Annotated in this window: 15 protein-coding genes; 4 read left to right on the plus strand and 11 right to left on the minus strand. The window is 54.2% G+C overall.

Annotated features, from left to right (window positions below):
* Nucleotides 1–18: 18 nt before the first annotated feature.
* Together rplY and radD are read right to left on the minus strand one after the other, a co-directional pair.
* Nucleotides 19–303, minus strand: a complete 285-nt coding sequence (gene rplY, locus B1H58_RS13895) for a 50S ribosomal protein L25 (RefSeq protein ID WP_085071077.1) — start codon at nt 301–303, stop codon at nt 19–21.
* A gap of 143 nt (nt 304–446) precedes the next feature.
* Entirely contained in the window at nt 447–2,201 is a 1,755-nt protein-coding gene (gene radD / locus B1H58_RS13900) for a DNA repair helicase RadD (protein WP_085072321.1), read from the minus strand.
* Nucleotides 2,202–2,359: 158 nt separating this feature from the next.
* On the opposite strand from radD, the gene rsuA reads away from it, so the two are divergent.
* From rsuA to B1H58_RS13915, 3 genes are all read left to right on the plus strand, one after another.
* A complete protein-coding gene (rsuA, locus tag B1H58_RS13905; RefSeq protein ID WP_085071078.1) occupies nt 2,360–3,064 on the plus strand; it encodes a 16S rRNA pseudouridine(516) synthase RsuA in 705 nt (234 codons plus the stop codon).
* Between the two features lie 40 nt (nt 3,065–3,104).
* The gene (locus B1H58_RS13910; RefSeq protein WP_085071079.1) at nt 3,105–4,307 is read left to right on the plus strand and encodes a Bcr/CflA family multidrug efflux MFS transporter; all 1,203 of its coding nucleotides are present in this window, start codon (nt 3,105–3,107) and stop codon (nt 4,305–4,307) included.
* Between the two features lie 245 nt (nt 4,308–4,552).
* A complete protein-coding gene (locus B1H58_RS13915) occupies nt 4,553–4,885 on the plus strand; it encodes a YejG family protein (protein ID WP_085072322.1) in 333 nt (110 codons plus the stop codon).
* A 71-nt stretch (nt 4,886–4,956) separates the two neighbouring features.
* On the opposite strand, the gene yejF is transcribed toward B1H58_RS13915, so the two are convergent.
* The 9 genes from yejF to yeiP form a co-directional block, all read right to left on the minus strand.
* The gene (gene yejF / locus B1H58_RS13920; RefSeq protein WP_085071080.1) at nt 4,957–6,558 is read right to left on the minus strand and encodes a microcin C ABC transporter ATP-binding protein YejF; all 1,602 of its coding nucleotides are present in this window, start codon (nt 6,556–6,558) and stop codon (nt 4,957–4,959) included.
* Nucleotide 6,559: 1 nt separating this feature from the next.
* Nucleotides 6,560–7,585: an ABC transporter permease gene (locus B1H58_RS13925; RefSeq protein ID WP_085071081.1), complete on the minus strand. Its 1,026-nt coding sequence runs from the start codon at nt 7,583–7,585 to the stop codon at nt 6,560–6,562.
* Nucleotides 7,585–8,670, minus strand: coding sequence for a microcin C ABC transporter permease YejB (locus B1H58_RS13930; RefSeq protein ID WP_085071082.1), 1,086 nt, complete (start codon nt 8,668–8,670; stop codon nt 7,585–7,587). The genes B1H58_RS13925 and B1H58_RS13930 overlap by 1 nt, the downstream gene beginning before the upstream one ends.
* A 9-nt stretch (nt 8,671–8,679) precedes the next feature.
* Nucleotides 8,680–10,485, minus strand: a complete 1,806-nt coding sequence (locus B1H58_RS13935) for an extracellular solute-binding protein (protein ID WP_085071083.1) — start codon at nt 10,483–10,485, stop codon at nt 8,680–8,682.
* A gap of 45 nt (nt 10,486–10,530) precedes the next feature.
* Nucleotides 10,531–12,123 carry a cyclic di-GMP phosphodiesterase gene (locus tag B1H58_RS13940; RefSeq protein WP_085071084.1) on the minus strand — a complete coding sequence of 531 codons (1,593 nt, stop codon included), beginning with the start codon at nt 12,121–12,123 and terminating at the stop codon, nt 10,531–10,533.
* 227 nt (nt 12,124–12,350) lie between these two features.
* Nucleotides 12,351–12,923 carry a bifunctional murein DD-endopeptidase/murein LD-carboxypeptidase gene (gene mepS / locus B1H58_RS13945; RefSeq protein WP_085071085.1) on the minus strand — a complete coding sequence of 191 codons (573 nt, stop codon included), beginning with the start codon at nt 12,921–12,923 and terminating at the stop codon, nt 12,351–12,353.
* Nucleotides 12,924–13,443: 520 nt separating this feature from the next.
* Nucleotides 13,444–14,157, minus strand: coding sequence for a phosphatase PAP2 family protein (locus tag B1H58_RS13950; RefSeq protein ID WP_085071086.1), 714 nt, complete (start codon nt 14,155–14,157; stop codon nt 13,444–13,446).
* Between the two features lie 38 nt (nt 14,158–14,195).
* Entirely contained in the window at nt 14,196–15,179 is a 984-nt protein-coding gene (locus B1H58_RS13955; protein WP_085071087.1) for a CobW family GTP-binding protein, read from the minus strand.
* Between the two features lie 191 nt (nt 15,180–15,370).
* Nucleotides 15,371–15,943 (minus strand): elongation factor P-like protein YeiP, encoded by a 573-nt coding sequence (yeiP, locus tag B1H58_RS13960; RefSeq protein WP_085071088.1) that lies wholly within the window; start codon nt 15,941–15,943, stop codon nt 15,371–15,373.
* A 151-nt stretch (nt 15,944–16,094) separates the two neighbouring features.
* On the opposite strand from yeiP, the gene B1H58_RS13965 reads away from it, so the two are divergent.
* On the plus strand, nt 16,095–16,349 hold the full coding sequence (locus B1H58_RS13965) for a YkgJ family cysteine cluster protein (protein ID WP_085071089.1): 255 nt from the start codon (nt 16,095–16,097) through the stop codon (nt 16,347–16,349).
* The last annotated feature ends 92 nt before the right edge of the window (nt 16,350–16,441 follow it).

A 16,441-nucleotide genomic window follows, 5' to 3' on the forward strand; every position in this document is an offset into this window, starting at 1 on the left:
CCTGGGCCCGAAACGCGATTAAACGCGAACGAAGTCCATGTGGTGCAGTTTTGGCTTGAACGGGTGACGCTGTACAGCCTGCACTTTAACGTTGGTTTCTTTACCATCGACAACCAGAACCAGTTCGTCGGTGTAGAAGCCAGGCTTAGCCTGCAGGTTCAGCACAGAGTCGTGATCCAGTTCGATAGAAACTGCTGCTTCCTTGCCACCATAGATGATAGCCGGGAATTTGTTAGCAGCACGCAGGCGGCGGCTCGCACCCTTACCCTGCTCTTTACGTTCAGTTGCTTTGATAGTTAACATGGTAACTCTCTTTAATAAATGATCCTGCTACAGGCGACCCAGCAGCAGGTTGGATTGTTCAGCTCTTGTCAGACAAAAGCGCGCGGCATTATAGCGATGTTTAGCCGCCGGGGCAAACGGAAGTGCTGGCGATGGCGCTACCCTTAGCGCAGCTCATTGGCGCGGCGATAGCGCCCCTGATAATCGAATACCTTTTCCCGCACCTGCCAGAACTGCCCGCGTGCCCGCGCCACGACAAAGTCGGGATGACGCAGCAGCGGCTGCAGCGCGACCACGTCGCGGGCGCTTTGCCAGCCGAGCGGTACGCCAGGCGCGCGCTGATGCGGCCGCATAAAAAGTTGCTCAAAGGCAGTGCGCTGGGCCGGCGTTTGCAGGCGGAAGCGTTCGCTGACGCTGGTGCCATCCTCATCGTAATAGGTGGCCTTCAGCCATTCGCCTTTATCGTCACGGCCTGCCTCAAGCGTCATACCGCCGCAGCGTAACACCAGCGCGTCCTTGAGCTTCAGCGCGGCTTTCAGCATATCATCGGGATCGACCAGCACCGCATCGCACTCGTGGCAGCGGCGCGCGGCAATATCATTTTCCGCGTTGCAGTGCGGACAGCTTTTAAAGCGAAAACGATAGTCGCACTGTTCACGATTCCCTTCATCATCCTCCAGCACGCCCTGACAGCGGCGCCCAAAGTGCTCGATCAGGGTGCCGTCAGCGGTGGTTTTGCCCCAGAAAGTATTGGCGAAGCCGCAGGCCGGGCAAAATACCTGCACCGGCTGGTTATCGCTCTGGCCTTTCGGCGCGCCCACTTCCGGCGTAAAGAGATCGTGCGGGTTACCGGCATAATCCAGAATCAGGCAGTCGCTTTTTCCTTCGCACAGACGCAGTCCGCGCCCCACAATCTGCTGGTAGAGACTGACCGATTCGGTGGGACGCAAAATCGCGATCAGATCGACATGCGGCGCGTCAAAGCCGGTAGTTAACACCGCGACATTAACCAGATACTTGATCTGCTGCTGTTTAAACGCATTGATTAGCGCATCGCGCTCTGGTCCTGGCGTGTCGGCGCTGACCAGCGCTTTACCTTCCGGCAGCAGCGACAGCACCTCTTTGGCATGTTCAACGGTGGCGGCAAAAATCATTACGCCTTTACGATCGGCGGCAAACTCTACGATCTGGCTAATAATATGCGGCGTAATACGCTGCTGCTGTTTTAGCTCGCGATTAAGATCGGCTTCGGCAAACAGGCCGTTGGCCTGCGCGTTCAGGCGGCTGAAATCGTACTGTACCACCGGCATATCCAGTCGTTCTGGCGGCACCAGAAAGCCATGCTTGATCATATAACGCAGCGGCAGTTCATAAATGCAGTCATGGAACAGGGCGCGCTCGTCGCCGCGCACCATGCCATGATAGTGAAACCGATAGATCCAGCCTTTGCCGAGACGATAGGGCGTTGCGGTCAGCCCCAGCAGCCGCAGCTGAGGATTATGCTGACGCAGATGCGTGAGGATCTGCTGGTACTGGCTGTTTTCATCGTCGCCGATGCGATGACACTCATCGACAATCAACAGCGAAAAGGCGCTGTCGAACAGCGGCAGATTACGCGCCACCGACTGAACGCTGCCAAATACCACTTTGCTTTTACTCTCTTTGCGCGCCAGTCCGGCAGCGAAAATATCCGCTTCCAGCCCCAGCGCCAGAAATTTGCTGTGGTTTTGCGCCACCAGCTCTTTAACGTGAGCCAGCACCAGCACGCGTCCACGCGCCAGCCGCGCCAGTTCGGCGATCACCAGACTTTTACCGGCGCCGGTGGGCAGCACGATAACCGCAGGCTGTTGGGAGCGGCGGAAGTGGTTAAGCGTGGCTTCAACCGCTTCCTGTTGATAAGGACGCAGAGTAAACGACATGAGCAGAATTGATTTTGGAAACCGGCCCACATTATGCCATGAAAGCGGGTGAAACGGCATTTCACTCTGTCCGCTGCTGACAACTCCAGGTATACTTAGCGCTCTTAATGCGCCGCAGGCGTATCTCTCCAGGTCAGACAACAGGCATCAAAACAGTAATGCGACTTGATAAATTTCTTTCTCAACAACTGGAAGTTAGCCGGGCCATCGCCGCACGGGAACTGCGGGCCAAACGCGTAACGGTAGACGGCGAAATTGTACGCGACGGCGCATTTAAAGTGCTGCCGGAACACCAGGTAGAATATGAAGGCAATCTGCTCCAGCTTCAGGTCGGGCCGCGCTATTTTATGCTGAACAAACCGCAGGGCTATGTCTGCTCTACCGACGATCCCGATCATCCTACTATTCTCTATTTTATTGAGGAGCCGACCGCATGGAAACTGCATGCGGCAGGGCGTCTTGATATCGATACCACCGGGCTGGTGCTGCTCACCGATGACGGCCAGTGGTCGCATCGCATTACCTCGCCGCGTCACCATTGTGAAAAAACGTATCTGGTCACGCTGGAGCATCCGCTACGGGAAGATACCGCGCAGCTGTTTGCTGAGGGCGTGCAGCTGCATGGGGAAAAAACGCTGACGAAACCGGCCACGCTGGAGGTGCTTAGCGAAACAGAGGTGCGTCTGACCATCAGTGAAGGGCGCTATCACCAGGTAAAACGGATGTTTGCCGCGATAGGCAACCATGTGGTGGCGCTGCATCGTGAGCGCATCGGCGAGATTGCGCTGGATGACGATCTGGAGCCGGGCGAATACCGTCCGCTGACCGAAGAAGAGGTCGCCAGCGTCGGCGCGCCGCGTTAACCATGACATCTGTGGCATAAGCTGACAAAAGGAGCTGAGGTTGCGTAAGGAAAAAAATTCCTCGATCGGGCTGGTGATTATTCTTGGCCTGCTGGCGATGTTAATGCCTTTATCGATCGATATGTATTTGCCGGCGATGCCGCAGATCGCCAGGGAATTTGGCGTGTCCGCCGGCAGCGTACAGATGACGCTTAACGTCTATATCCTGGGCTTTGCGCTGGGACAGCTGGTATATGGCCCGCTGGCGGACAGCTTTGGCCGCAAGCCGGTGATCACCATCGGCACGCTGATTTTTGCGCTGGCTGCGGCCGCCTGCGCCCTGTCACAAAGCGTTGAACAGCTGATTAATATGCGTTTTCTGCACGGCCTTTCGGCGGCGGCGGCCAGCGTGGTAATTAACGCGCTTATGCGTGACGCTTTCTCGAAAGAGGAATTTTCACGCATGATGTCGTTTGTCATGCTGGTAACCACCATTGCGCCGCTGCTGGCGCCGATTATTGGCGGCTGGCTGCTGGTGCTGTGGAGCTGGCATGCGATTTTCTGGAGTCTGTCGCTGGCGGCGCTGGCGGTCACGGTAATGGTCGCAACGCAAATTCGCGAAACGCTACCAAAAGAGCAGCGCCAGCGTTTTCATTTACGCACTACGCTGCGCAATTTTCTGTCGCTGTTTCGCCATAAGCGTGCCTTTAGCTACATGTTGGCCAGTGGCTTCTCGTTTGCCGGGCTGTTTTCATTTCTTAACGCCGGACCGTTTGTTTATATTGAAGTTAACCATGTCTCGCCGCAGAACTTTGGCTACTACTTTGGGTTAAACGTGGTGTTCCTGTTTATTATGACGCTGATTAACAGCCGCTCGGTGCGCCGCTTTGGTGCGCTGGCAATGTTTCGATTTGGCCTGCTGATCCAGTTTGCTATGGGCATCTGGCTGCTGGTGGTCAGCGCGTTCGATCTCGGTTTTCTGCCGCTGGTGTTTGGTGTAGCGCTGTTTATCGGCTGTGTGGCAATGGTTTCCTCTAACGCGATGGCGGTGATTCTGGATGAGTTTCCTCATATTGCCGGCACCGCATCGTCGCTGGCGGGCACGCTGCGCTTTGGCGTGGGCGCGTTGGTAGGCGCGCTGCTCTCTATGGCTAATTTTACCACCGCCTGGCCGATGGTATGGTCAATAGCCCTATGTGCCACCTGTTCGCTGCTGCTGTTTAGCTACGCCAGCCGCGCGCACAGGTCCGTACAGGCAAGTTAATGTTCTTCGCCCCTGGCAAAAGTGCGGTTTGTTGATTATATGTAAAAGTATAGGCGTGTAAAAGTTACAGGGATGAAGCAAAAGTGGTTGTGCCTGTTTCCTGAACGCGGTACATATAGCAGCAAAATGAGAGCTAACTCTCAAAATGCCGTAACAATAAAATGCTCGCTACGCGCTTTTGCCATCTGATCAGGCTGTGATCGGAGGCAGCGAACCGCGAGCATCAGGTGCCCTGGGGATTGCATTTGAACACTTTACAATTGTCGATTGTACATCGCTTACCGCAAAGCTACCGTTGGGCTGCCGGAATGGCGGGCGGGGCGATAGAACTGAATACGCTGGCGGCCGATGACGATTTGATTGGTTTGCGGCTGCTTAGCCATGATGGCGCGCCCGCCTGGGAAGTGATGCAGAAAATGCGCGCCATGCTGGCGGAAATCCAGGTGGAATGCGCCATTGTCGAGTGGCAGGGCGAGCCCTGTCTGTTTGTGCAGCGCAGCGATGAAAGCGCTGCCACGGTACGCCTGAAAAATCAGGGCGTGGCGATTGCCGAAACCTTTACTGCTCAGTCGCTTTGATCCGGTCACTCCGGCTATTTGCCTGGTCATCGGCCGGATTGCGATACTGTTAAGGCGCTGCAGCGCCTCTGCTAATCCGCCGTTTGCGCCAGCGTCAACAATTGCCGCGTATATTCCTGCTGCGGTGCGGCAAAGACCGCAGCGCAATCTCCCTGCTCAACCACTTCGCCCTGACGCAAAACCACCACCTGATGGCACAGCGAACGCACCACCTGCAAATCGTGGCTGATAAAAATGTAGGCCAGGTGATGCTCCTGCTGCAGCTTTTTTAACAGCTCCAGGATCTGCTTCTGCACCGAGCGATCCAGCGAGGAGGTTGGCTCATCAAGGATCACCAGTTCAGGCTGCAGGATCAAGGCGCGAGCGATAGCAATGCGCTGACGCTGACCGCCAGAAAATTCTGCCGGATAACGATGTCGGGTAGCCGGATCGAGCCCGACCTCCTGCATTACCTGAATCACCTGCTCTTCACGCTGCTGCGCCGTAAGCGCCGGACGATGTACCTGTAAACCTTCTTCAATAATCTGCACCACGTTCAGGCGCGGGTTCAGCGAAGAGTTAGGATCCTGAAAAACAACCTGTAGCCGTGGTCGCCAGGGCAGCATTTGGCGACGGCTAAGATGCTGTAGCGGCTGACCTGCAAAGTTAATCTCGCCCTGCGAGGCGATGAGCCGCAGCAGCGCCAGACCGGTTGTGCTTTTCCCGGAGCCAGATTCACCCACCAGCCCCAGGCTTTCCCCGGGCCGCAGGGTAAAGCTGAGGTTTTTCAATGCCTGATATTGATGCGTGGTGCGGCGCAGCAGCCCGCGTTTTACTGCAAAAGCCACCTGTAACTGATTCACCTGCAGTAACGCGGGCTGGCTTTGGTCAACCGGCGCGGGAAGTCCGGCCGGTTCTGCATCGATCAGCTTACGTGTATAGGGATGCTGCGGCGTCGCAAACAGCCGATCGCAGCGATTATGCTCTACGCCTTTACCGTTCTGCATCACGCTGACGCTATCGGCCAGTTGGCGAACAATATTCAGGTTATGGGTAATAAACAGCAGGCCCATATTCAGCTCGCGCTTCAGCTCTTTCAGCAACGTCAGAATCTGCGCCTGCACCGTGACATCCAGCGCGGTGGTTGGCTCATCGGCGATCAATAAATCTGGCTGGGTCAGCAGCGCCATCGCAATCATAACGCGCTGTCGCTCGCCACCGGAAAGCTGATGCGGATAGTCCGCAAGGCGCGCACGCGCGTTACGGATGCCAACCCGATCAAGACAGCTTAGCATTTCAGCGCGCGCCGCCTCGCGTCGCATGCCCCGATGCAGCGACAGCACCTCATACAGCTGTTTTTCCAGAGTATGTAATGGGTTAAGCGACACCATCGGTTCCTGAAAAATCATGGCCATGCGGTTGCCACGCAGCCGCTGTAGCGTTCGTTCATCGGCGCGCAGCAGATCCTGACCTTCGAACAGGATCTCACCCTGCGGCCAGACCACCGGCGGCGAAGGCAGCAGACGCATCACCGAAAGCGCGGTGACGCTTTTGCCGGAGCCGGATTCGCCGACCAGCGCCAGCGTTTCGCCCGCGTCGACCCTAAGCGAAAGGTCATCCACCACGCGTTGCTCGGTAGCGCCGTGGCGAAAAGCGATGCTGAGATGATTGATGCTAAGCAGGGGAGAAGACATATCAGGAGACCTTAGCGGGATCAAATGCGTCACGTACCGCTTCGCCGATAAAAATCAGCAGCGACAGTAAAATAGCCAGAGTAAAAAAGCCTGCCAGACCGAGCCAGGGTGCCTGCAGATTGTTTTTCCCCTGCAGCAGCAGCTCGCCGAGCGAAGGAGAGCCGAGCGGCAGGCCAAAGCCCAGGAAATCGAGCGAGGTTAAGGTAGTGATTGAACCACACAAAATAAACGGCAGCCAGGTCAGGGTCGCGACCATCGCATTGGGTAAAATATGGCGCTGCATAATCCGGCTGTCGCTGACGCCCAGCGCGGTTGCCGCCCGAATATAGTCAAAGTTGCGGGTGCGCAAAAACTCGGCGCGCACCACGCCGACCAGGCTCATCCAGCCAAATGCCACGGTAATCGCCAGTAACCACCAGAAGCCGGGCTGGACTACGCTGGAAAGCAGAATAATCAAAAACAGCGTCGGCATACCGGACCAGATTTCAATAATACGTTGACCAAACAGATCCACTTTGCCGCCAAAATAGCCCTGCATCGCGCCCACCGTAATACCGATAACGCTGGAAATCAGCGTCAGCATCAGGCCAAACAGCAGAGAAATGCGAGTGCCGTACAGAATACGCGCCAGCACATCGCCGCCGTTGGCGTCGGTACCCAGCCAGTTTTGCGTAGAGGGCGGAGAAGGGAAGGGGACTTTCGTGGCAAAATTAATGGTGTCGTCATCAAAGCGGATCGGCGCCCACAGCGCCCAGCCATCCTGCGTCAGACGCTGTTTCAGCCACGGGTCCTGATAATCTGCTGCGGTGGCAAAAGGGCCGCCGAAATCACTTTCGCTATAGTTAAACAGCAGCGGGGCATACCAGCGATCCTGATAATGCACCAATAGCGGCTTGTCGTTAGCCAGCAGCTCCGCGCCCAGACAGAGTATAAAGATCAGCGCAAACAGCCACAGCGACCAGTAGCCGCGACGGTTTTGCCTGAAGCGCTGCCAGCGCGCCTGGTTTACCGGGCTTAAACGGCTCATTATCGTCCCTCAAAGTCGATGCGAGGATCGACCAGCGTATAGGTAATATCGCTTAAGATATTGAGCAGCAGGCCGATCAGGGTAAAAATATACAGCGTACCAAACATCACCGGATAGTCGCGCTGGATGGTGGCGTTATAGCCCAGCAGGCCCAGACCGTTAAGTGAAAACATGACTTCGATCAGCAGCGAGCCGGTGAAAAACATGCTGATAAAGGTGGCGGGGAATCCCGCGATAACCAACAGCATGGCGTTGCGAAATACATGCCGGTAGAGAATTTTGTTTTCATCCAGCCCTTTTGCACGTGCGGTCACCACATACTGTTTACGTATCTCATCCAGAAAGGAATTTTTCGTTAGCATGGTTAAGGTGGCAAAGCCGCCGATTACCGTCGCCACTACCGGCAGCGTAATATGCCAAAAGTAGTCAGCGATTTTTTCATACCAGGGCAGCGTAGCAAACTGCGGCGAAGTCAGGCCGCGCAATGGAAACCAATCCAGATAACTGCCGCCGGCAAACAGCACAATCAGCATGATGCCAAACAGAAAGGCGGGGATCGCATAACCAATGATAATCAGGGTGCTGCTCCAGACATCAAAGGCGCTGCCGTTGCGTACTGCTTTTTTAATACCCAGCGGAATCGACACCAGATAGATAATCAGCGTACTCCACAGGCCAAGCGATATCGACACCGGCAGGCTCTCTTTAATCATCTGGATCACCGAGGCGCTGCGGAACAGGCTATCGCCGAAATCAAAGCGAATATAGTCCCACAACAGGTTGAAATAGCGCTCGTGTAGCGGTTTATCGAAACCGTAACGTTTGGTGATCTCTGCGATGACTTCAGGATCGAGGCCGCGCGAGCCGCGATACTGGCTATCGCCCGGCGAGCTGTTAAGTATTGCCCGGCTGTTTTCCGCGCCGCCACTGCCGGGCAGACCGGTGGTCTGGCCAAACTGCGCGTTAGCCAGCGCCTGTTCTACCGGGCCGCCGGGGGCAATCTGCACAATAAAAAAATTCAGCGTAATGATCGCCCACAGCGTGGGGATAATCAGCAGTAAACGACGAATCAAATAAGCGCCCAAGTTGACTCCTTAACGCCGCTGGGCCGGCAATTTTTCAGCCTTGTTCACATCGTACCACCAGTTCTCCAGCCCGACGGAAAAGGCGGGCGTTACGGTGGGATGTGAAAATTTATTCCACCAGGCATAGCGGTCACTGGCACCATACCACATCGGGATCATGTAATAGTTCCACAGCAGGATGCGGTCCAGTGCGCGCCCTAACGGCAACAGCGCCGCCTTATCGCCCTGATGCGCCAGAATACGATCGATTAACGCATCCAGCACCGGACTTTTTACCCGTGGCCGGTTCCAGCTGGAATCGATAAACGGTGACTGCCAGAGCTGACTAAGGCTGCTGTTTGGCCAGGGCGTGGCGTAATAGTGCCCTGGCGTCATATCATAATCACCACCTCGCAGCCGCCGTAAATATTGCGAGCTGTCGACCCGGCGAATATCAACGGTAATGCCTAAACGCTTTAGACTGTGTTGGAAGGGGAGTACCCAGGCGATATTACCACCGCTCGGCAGCAGTAGTTCAAAACGAAACGGCTGTCCGGCGCTGTTAACCAACTGCTGATTTTTAAGCTGCCAGCCCGCCTGCTTTAGCAGCGCCAGCGCTTTGAGCAAGTTGGCGCGATCGTAGCCGCTGCCGTCGCTGCGCGGCGGCTGATAACGCTCGCTGAATACCTCATCCGGAATTTGACCTTTATACGGCGCGAGGATCGCCAGTTCCGCAGCATCCGGGTAGCCGCGTGCGGCATATTCGGTATTCTGGAAATAGCTGCTGCTGCGTAAATAGGCACCATAAAACAGCGCTTTGTTCATCCATTCGAAATCAAAGGCCAGCGTTAATGCCTGACGCACCCGGCGGTCGTTGAACAGCGGTTTTTCATTATTAAATGCCAGCCAGGCCGTATCGGTGGTGACCTGATTCGGTCGCGCCTCTTTCACGATCTGTTGCTGATCGAAACTGCTGCCACGGTACTGGATCGCCCAGTTCTTGGCCGAGCCTTCAGCGCGGAAATCTGAGGCACCCGCTTTAAACGCCTCAAAAGCGACATTGTCATCCAGGTAATAGTCATAGCGGATGGTATCGAAATTAAAGCGGCCTTTGTTTACCGGCAGATCGGCGGCCCAGTAATCTTTAACGCGCGAGTAGGTAATATACTGACCAATTTTATAGGCGCTGATACGGTAGGGGCCGCTGGAGAGCGGCGGATAGCCCAGCGGCTCGTTGAATTTACGCGACTGCCAGAATTTCTCCGACAGCACCACCATGTTAAACAGTCCCAGCATCAGGCTTTTATCCGCTTTCGGCAGCTCAATGCGCACCGTCAGCCGTGAAATCGCTTTTACCGTAACCCCTTTATAGACCAGACGAAATGAGGTTACGCCTTCGGTCATAAACTTTTCAAAGGTAAAGGCGACATCCTGTGCGGTAATCGGCGAACCGTCATGAAAGCGGGCACGAGGATTGAGCGTGATCTCCGCCCACTTAAAATCGGCGGGATAGCGAGCATACTCCGCAATCAATGGATAGTAGCTGCCGAGCTCATCGTCAGAGGTAGCGAACAGCCGATCGTACAGCGTAATGGTTCCTTCGCCAGGATAGCCGCGAGAGGCAAAGCGGTTAAAGTTATCGTAATTACCTATCACCGCCAGGGTAATTTTACCGCCTTTCGGCGCAGCCGGATTAGCGTAATCGTAATGGGTGAAATTTGCGTCATATTTTGGCTCGCCCAGCTCGGCAAAAGCGTGGCCTTCCTGAATGATTTCAGCCCACGCAGCAGGCGCTGCGCCAATAGCAAGAGCCAGTATAAGCAGACGAATTAACATTAAATCGGTTATCTCCCGAAAAAACAGGCGGCGCGGTGGACGCCGTCAAGAACCAGCGGGCTGAGCATCGGCTCGCTCGGCCTGCTGCTTTTGCAAATATTGGATAAGCTGCTCAGGCGGTAACGGGCGGCTAAACAGATAACCCTGCATATGCGTTACGCCGCGCTTAATCAGCCAGGCGGCCTGTTCCTCCGTCTCCACGCCTTCGGCAACGGTTTTCAAGTTTAGCTTACGCGCCAGCGTCAGAACCGCATCCAGCACTGGCGAAGTGACCGTTTCCATGCCGATACTTTGCACAAAACCACGATCGATTTTCAAATAGTCAAAGCTAAATTTCTCCAGATAGATCAGCGCGCTGTGACCGGTACCAAAATCATCAATCGCGATAGTGATCTGCTGTTCGTGCAGCCAGTCAAATACTGCCGCCGCCTTTTGCCCGGCAACCATGGTGCGTTCGGTTATTTCAAATACGTAATTAAAATGCGCAGGCGGCATGCTGGCAATCCACTCATTCACATCCTGGCGAAAACCTGAGGCAGAGAGATGCCCTGGTGCAATATTCAGCCCCATTGTAGCGCCCGACGGGAGATGGCAGCAAAGCAGCCGGGCATCCTGCGCGACCAGTCTGAACAGATGGCGCGTCAGCGGGACGATCATATTCTGGCTTTCAGCATAGGTAATAAAGGCATCAGGCGGAATAGGGCCGGTTACCGGATGCGTCCAGCGCAGCAGCGCCTCCAGCCCGTAGACGCGGCCGGTTGCTGCTTCGATCAACGGCTGATAAACCACGTGAAATTCATTACGTTTGATGCCCAGCAAAATCTCTTTGCCGGGGCGCAGACGCAGTGAAAAGAGCAGCCAGCTGACCGACGCGACAATCAATGCCAGCAGCAGGCCAGCCAGTAACACGAAAGCGATATCGCGTACCGTGAGTTCTTCACCGTACAGATAGAAGGTCAACGCGTAACCCGGCAGGCTAAACTGACGCAGGGCGGTAGCGGGCAGCGCCATGCGCGGAACCAGTTTATTACTCCAGGTGAGCAGCGCCTTATCGCCTGATACGATTGCCAGTCCATCCAGGCTCTCCTGATTCGCTGCCAGCAACAGCAAAGGCGTCATATTAACGTCCAGCGTGGCGAGTATGCCCTGACTGGCAGCACTGGGATGCTGTAGCCACAGCAGGATCGCGGGCTGATGGGGAAGCATGGGCGTGCCGCCGACCAACGCAACATCATATGGACGCGACAGCACCAGTGAGGAGGAAAAATTACGCACCGGCAGCAGAAAAGCGCCGGTAGCCGATGAACACCAGGCCTGGCCGTCGCGCACCAGCATGATAGTGCGAATATCGTTGATAAAGGCTGCGCGCGAGGTAAGTATGCTACCGACGCGCTGACAGCTATCGTTAGTATACTTAAGTAGCGGCAGCAGATTTTTCTGCAGATTATTAAACAAATTCTGCATATAAACCTTGCTGGCATTGGCCAGCAGATCATGTTGCTGCGCCCGCTTGTGTTGAATAATAAACAGAGTAGCGGTGCTAAAAAGAAGAAAGAAAATGAGACCCGCAACGGTACTGATCCAGGCTATCCGGCGCGGATGATCCGCTTGGCGCTTTATAACTTTGGACAATGGCATTGGGCATAATCTCCCGCTTTAGCCTTTTTTATAGTGAGAATTAGTACAGCCAGTATCTGGTAATAAGAAACGGAGAATATAACGAGTGAGGCTGTATGTCTTGCTATTCTGGAGTAAAGGTTTTTAGTAGGGCATTTTTTTCAAAAGCTGTGTATTCGGGGCGAAAAAAAACGCTGCCGGGGCAGCGTTTTTAATTGCTCATTAATATCAAACTTCAGGGAGAAGAATTAACTTTGTGTTCGGCTCAATACGCGTCGTGCTTCGCGATAACGATTTTTCCAGTATGAATCGTTGAGGCTGGAGATCATAACACCGCTGCTGGTCGAAGCATGGACAAAATTGTCGTTGCCCAGGTAAATCCCTACGTGACGGCCGGTTGAGCCCGCACGGAACAGCACCAGATCGCCAGGACGCAGCTTGGTTCGCGCCACCTCACGGCCAGTTTCTTTTTGCTCTGAAGTTGAGCGCGGCAGATCAAGACCGAATTGTTCACGGAAAGTGAGTTGTACAAATGCGGAACAATCAATGCCACGTTTAGTGGTACCGCCTAAACGATAACGCACGCCTTTCCAGTCGGCATATTGTTCCAGAATGCGCGATTTAATATCGACATTCTGCACCATTTGTTCAAATTCATCCTGAGACGCTTGAAGTAAAAAACCATTCTGGTTATTCACTGCATGGGTCTCAGTTTGCGCATTTTGTCCGTGATGACCACTACATGCTGAGAGTAATGTCGCCAGCGCGACAGCAGGGATTACCCGCAAGATATATCTCAGAAACGGTTGAGATTTGACCATTGTGTTTATTATCCCTTGAAGTCCTTACGACCGGAGGTCGCTGATTAATGAGCAAAACGGCACGAGATTAAATACTCCCAGCACATAAGACAATTTCTGAATCTTTAAAATGTGTGAATACGCACATTTTTTATTTACAGAAGCGTACATTACGTACGACTTTTGTCTGGCTGTGGCTGAGGTTAACCGATTGCAAGCCGCATGGCGAGTGGTTTTACGCACTTTTTTATAGGTTTTTTTGATGTGAAATCAATACATAACCATTTGGCTACTTTATCGACAACTTTGTGCAAATAATGGCGGGATTAAAGGGGCTTTAACCGGTCAATTTATCGGATGGCGGCTGTTTTCAGAAAAAACAGGCTGGACAAGCAGGGCCGCCCGCCAATATTCAGGCCGGGCGGTCATCACTATTTCTTTTACGTCGCTAATTAGCAGACTCATGACCAGGAAATAAAAAAGCCCCGTCGGCAATAACCTGACGGGGCTTTTCACGGTTTCGACACGCGCAGGCAGAAGCTTAGCGCGGTAAACCAGGTTTATATTTGCCGGGCAGGGTGCGCCAGAGCCAGTTAACCAGCACATCGCTGGCTGGCGTTATCAGCCACCAGCTCAGACCAACCAGCACCACCGAGAGCGAACCTACCGCAACATCGGTAAACCAGTGCGCGCCCGCCATAATGCGCGGCAGCGAAAACAGCACCACAATAACCAGCGCAATAGCAAAAGCCCTTTTGCCCAGGTAGCGCAGCATAAAGCAGGCAAAGATCATCAGCATCATGCCGTGATCGCCTGGGAAGCTGTCTTTGGAAGCATCCTTGGCAGGAATGCCGGTCAGCTCGCTTACGCGATAAGCCTGTTCAAAAAACAGCGTCGGGCTGCTGTGTTTTACCGGCAGCAGATGGCCGAGCTGGTTGAGCACTACCGCCGTCAACAGCATACAAATGCCGATCGCCAGCATACGGCGACGCTCTTGCGGCGTTTCACGCAACCAGTATGACCAGTACAGCAGGCCCATCGCCAGCAGCGATACCGCATCAAAGCCGCGATAATTAGTGATCGCCAGCAATAAGGCAAACGCATGACTGGTGGCCATATGCTGGTTAAACCAGAGAAAAATCGCGCTGTCGATGCTGAACCAGGCACCGTGATGTTCAGGCACGAACCAGGATAAAAACAGCGCCACTCCAAGTAAGTTCAGCAGCAGAATAATCGCCAAACGTTTTGCGTTCATATGGAACTCACAGCAAAGGTCAAAAATAGCGACACAGATTATGTCTTATCGCTTAAACGGAGTTTCAACAACTCGCTTTGTAGCTGGTTCCAGTCCGCTTCACTGTCGTGAATAATTTCGATACGGCTATCCGGCGGCGGCGCCTGGCGCGTCTCGATATGGAAATCGGCCCCCTGACGATTAATGCTGACCGCGCCTTCAGCGATACGCATGACCCCTTTAACGCGTGTCACCGGAGCCAGGCGCGCCCACTCAAGAATGCCGATGGTATCGAACAGCGTATCGCTGTCAAAAGCCCAGCCGCAGGCGTAATAGCCCTGACCCTGATTAAAGGCGCGACGCCAGCGCGCATTGCGATCGAGGCGTAGCGCTGAGAGCCCTGAACCATGGTGAGTATGCTGATGCGCCTCGCTCTGCGGTAGCGTGCGCAGATTATGGCGCGGTTGCGCCAACAGCGCCGGATCGATGCGGCCATATTCGGTAGAGACCAGCAGACGGCCTGCCAGCGCCTCCGCCTGCCATTGCGCCAGCGCCTGTCGATCTTCTTCCTGCCAGCGATCCTGCTTGTTGGCGATGATAATATCTGCCGCAGCCAGCTGATCGCGGAAATTTTCATTGGAACGTACGCGCGCATCACTTAGCTGACGCGGATCCAGCAGCGCCAGTGACGCCTGAAGCGTCAGCCAGGGCTGGTAAACTTCGGCGCTCAGCATATCCAGGATCTGTTTGGGATGACCCAGACCGGTGGGTTCGATCAGCAGGCGATCGAGCTGATGCTGACGTAGCAACATATTAAGCCCTACCTGCATGGGCAGACCATTAACGCAGCACATGCAGCCGCCGGGGATCTCTTTTAATACCGCGCCGCTTTCGGCCAGCAGGGCGCCATCGATACCGATTTCACCAAACTCATTTACCAGGATGGCCCAGTTTTCGCCTTCTGGTTTCTGCGCCAGCAGATGCAGGAGCGTGGTGGTTTTGCCGCTGCCAAGAAACCCGGTAATCAGGTTGACCTGGATCATAGAGATCTCCTTTTATTGATTAATTCGCTCTCTGCTGCTGCAAACATTATGTTTCATGGCGGCCTGGAGGAGTCGGGCTGCAATATCGCGGTAGCGCAGGGCGCATTAAACAGCGAGTGTTATCGTCAGCTATCAGCAACAACCAAATGTTATATTGTAACATTTGGTTGGGCGAAAGACAGATCGGAATTTTAGTCAGCGCGCCCCATATAACGGCGCTCGGCAATATGAATACGGATTTTGTCGCCGTTACTAAGATATTCCGGCACCTGAATAGATAATCCGGTTGCCATCACGGCGGGTTTGGTACGTGCGCTGGCTGAAGCGCCTTTAATGCCCGGCGAAGTATCCACAATTTCCATATCAACGGTCTGCGGCAACTCAAGCGCCAGCACCTGACCATCCATCGTCAGCACTTGCATACCCGGCATCCCACCTTCAGGAATGAACAGCAGCTCTTCTTCGATTTGCTCTTTTTTCAGGATGTAAGGGGTATAGTCCTCTTCATCCATAAACACATATTCATCGCCATCAACATAAGAGAAGGTTACTGAGCGGCGAATCAGAGAGATAGCGTCAACGATATCGTCGCCTTTAAAACGCTCTTCTACTTTCATACCGGTACGAATATCGGTAAAACGCATTTTATATAAAGTCGAGGCGCCGCGTGCGCTGGGGCTTTGAATATCAATGTCTTTAACCAGCAGCAGCTTGCCGTTCCAGGTCACGGCCATACCGCGTTTAATTTCGTTAGCTTTTGGCATCTACATTCTCTCTGCATCGTATAGTTAAGAATCGCGACAAAGTACTCCCGGCCAGCAGAACAGGCAAGATCCCGCAGCGATTTTTAACGGGTCAGATAGCAATTCATGAAACGGGCTGCTATTGTCGCGAGGTTTTCAGCGGGGGAATGTTATGGAATGTCGTAGCGGTTGTGGGGCCTGTTGTACAGCGCCGTCCATTTCATCACCGATTCCCGGCATGCCGCAGGGCAAGCCGGCCAATACGGCCTGTATTCAGCTGGATGCCCAACAGCGCTGTAAAATATTCGGCTCGCCGCTGCGCCCTAAAGTTTGCGCTGGTCTGCAGCCTTCCGCTGAAATGTGCGGCTCCTCCCGTGAACAGGCGCTTACCTGGCTGTTAACGCTGGAAGCGGCCACTGCTCCCTGAAAATATCTCTGCCTGTTCGCCTTTCCTGTAGGCTTTTGCCACCTCTTATTCTTATCAGCTGATGCTTGCTGAAGCTGAGCGATAAATCGTCT

Origin of the sequence: Pantoea alhagi (assembly GCF_002101395.1) — a bacterium.
Taxonomy (GTDB): Bacteria; Pseudomonadota; Gammaproteobacteria; order Enterobacterales; family Enterobacteriaceae; genus Mixta; species Mixta alhagi.

Bases quoted from the DNA above. Each gene is read 5' to 3' on its own strand.
- rplY (WP_085071077.1), bottom strand. From the start codon at position 303: ATGTTAACTATCAAAGCAACTGAACGTAAAGAGCAGGGTAAGGGTGCG.
- radD (WP_085072321.1), bottom strand. From the start codon at position 2,201: ATGTCGTTTACTCTGCGTCCTTATCAACAGGAAGCGGTTGAAGCCACG.
- rsuA (WP_085071078.1), top strand. From the start codon at position 2,360: ATGCGACTTGATAAATTTCTTTCTCAACAACTGGAAGTTAGCCGGGCC.
- yejF (WP_085071080.1), bottom strand. From the start codon at position 6,558: ATGTCTTCTCCCCTGCTTAGCATCAATCATCTCAGCATCGCTTTTCGC.
- B1H58_RS13925 (WP_085071081.1), bottom strand. From the start codon at position 7,585: ATGAGCCGTTTAAGCCCGGTAAACCAGGCGCGCTGGCAGCGCTTCAGG.
- B1H58_RS13935 (WP_085071083.1), bottom strand. From the start codon at position 10,485: ATGTTAATTCGTCTGCTTATACTGGCTCTTGCTATTGGCGCAGCGCCT.
- B1H58_RS13940 (WP_085071084.1), bottom strand. From the start codon at position 12,123: ATGCCATTGTCCAAAGTTATAAAGCGCCAAGCGGATCATCCGCGCCGG.
- mepS (WP_085071085.1), bottom strand. From the start codon at position 12,923: ATGGTCAAATCTCAACCGTTTCTGAGATATATCTTGCGGGTAATCCCT.
- B1H58_RS13950 (WP_085071086.1), bottom strand. From the start codon at position 14,157: ATGAACGCAAAACGTTTGGCGATTATTCTGCTGCTGAACTTACTTGGA.
- B1H58_RS13955 (WP_085071087.1), bottom strand. From the start codon at position 15,179: ATGATCCAGGTCAACCTGATTACCGGGTTTCTTGGCAGCGGCAAAACC.
- yeiP (WP_085071088.1), bottom strand. From the start codon at position 15,943: ATGCCAAAAGCTAACGAAATTAAACGCGGTATGGCCGTGACCTGGAAC.
- B1H58_RS13965 (WP_085071089.1), top strand. From the start codon at position 16,095: ATGGAATGTCGTAGCGGTTGTGGGGCCTGTTGTACAGCGCCGTCCATT.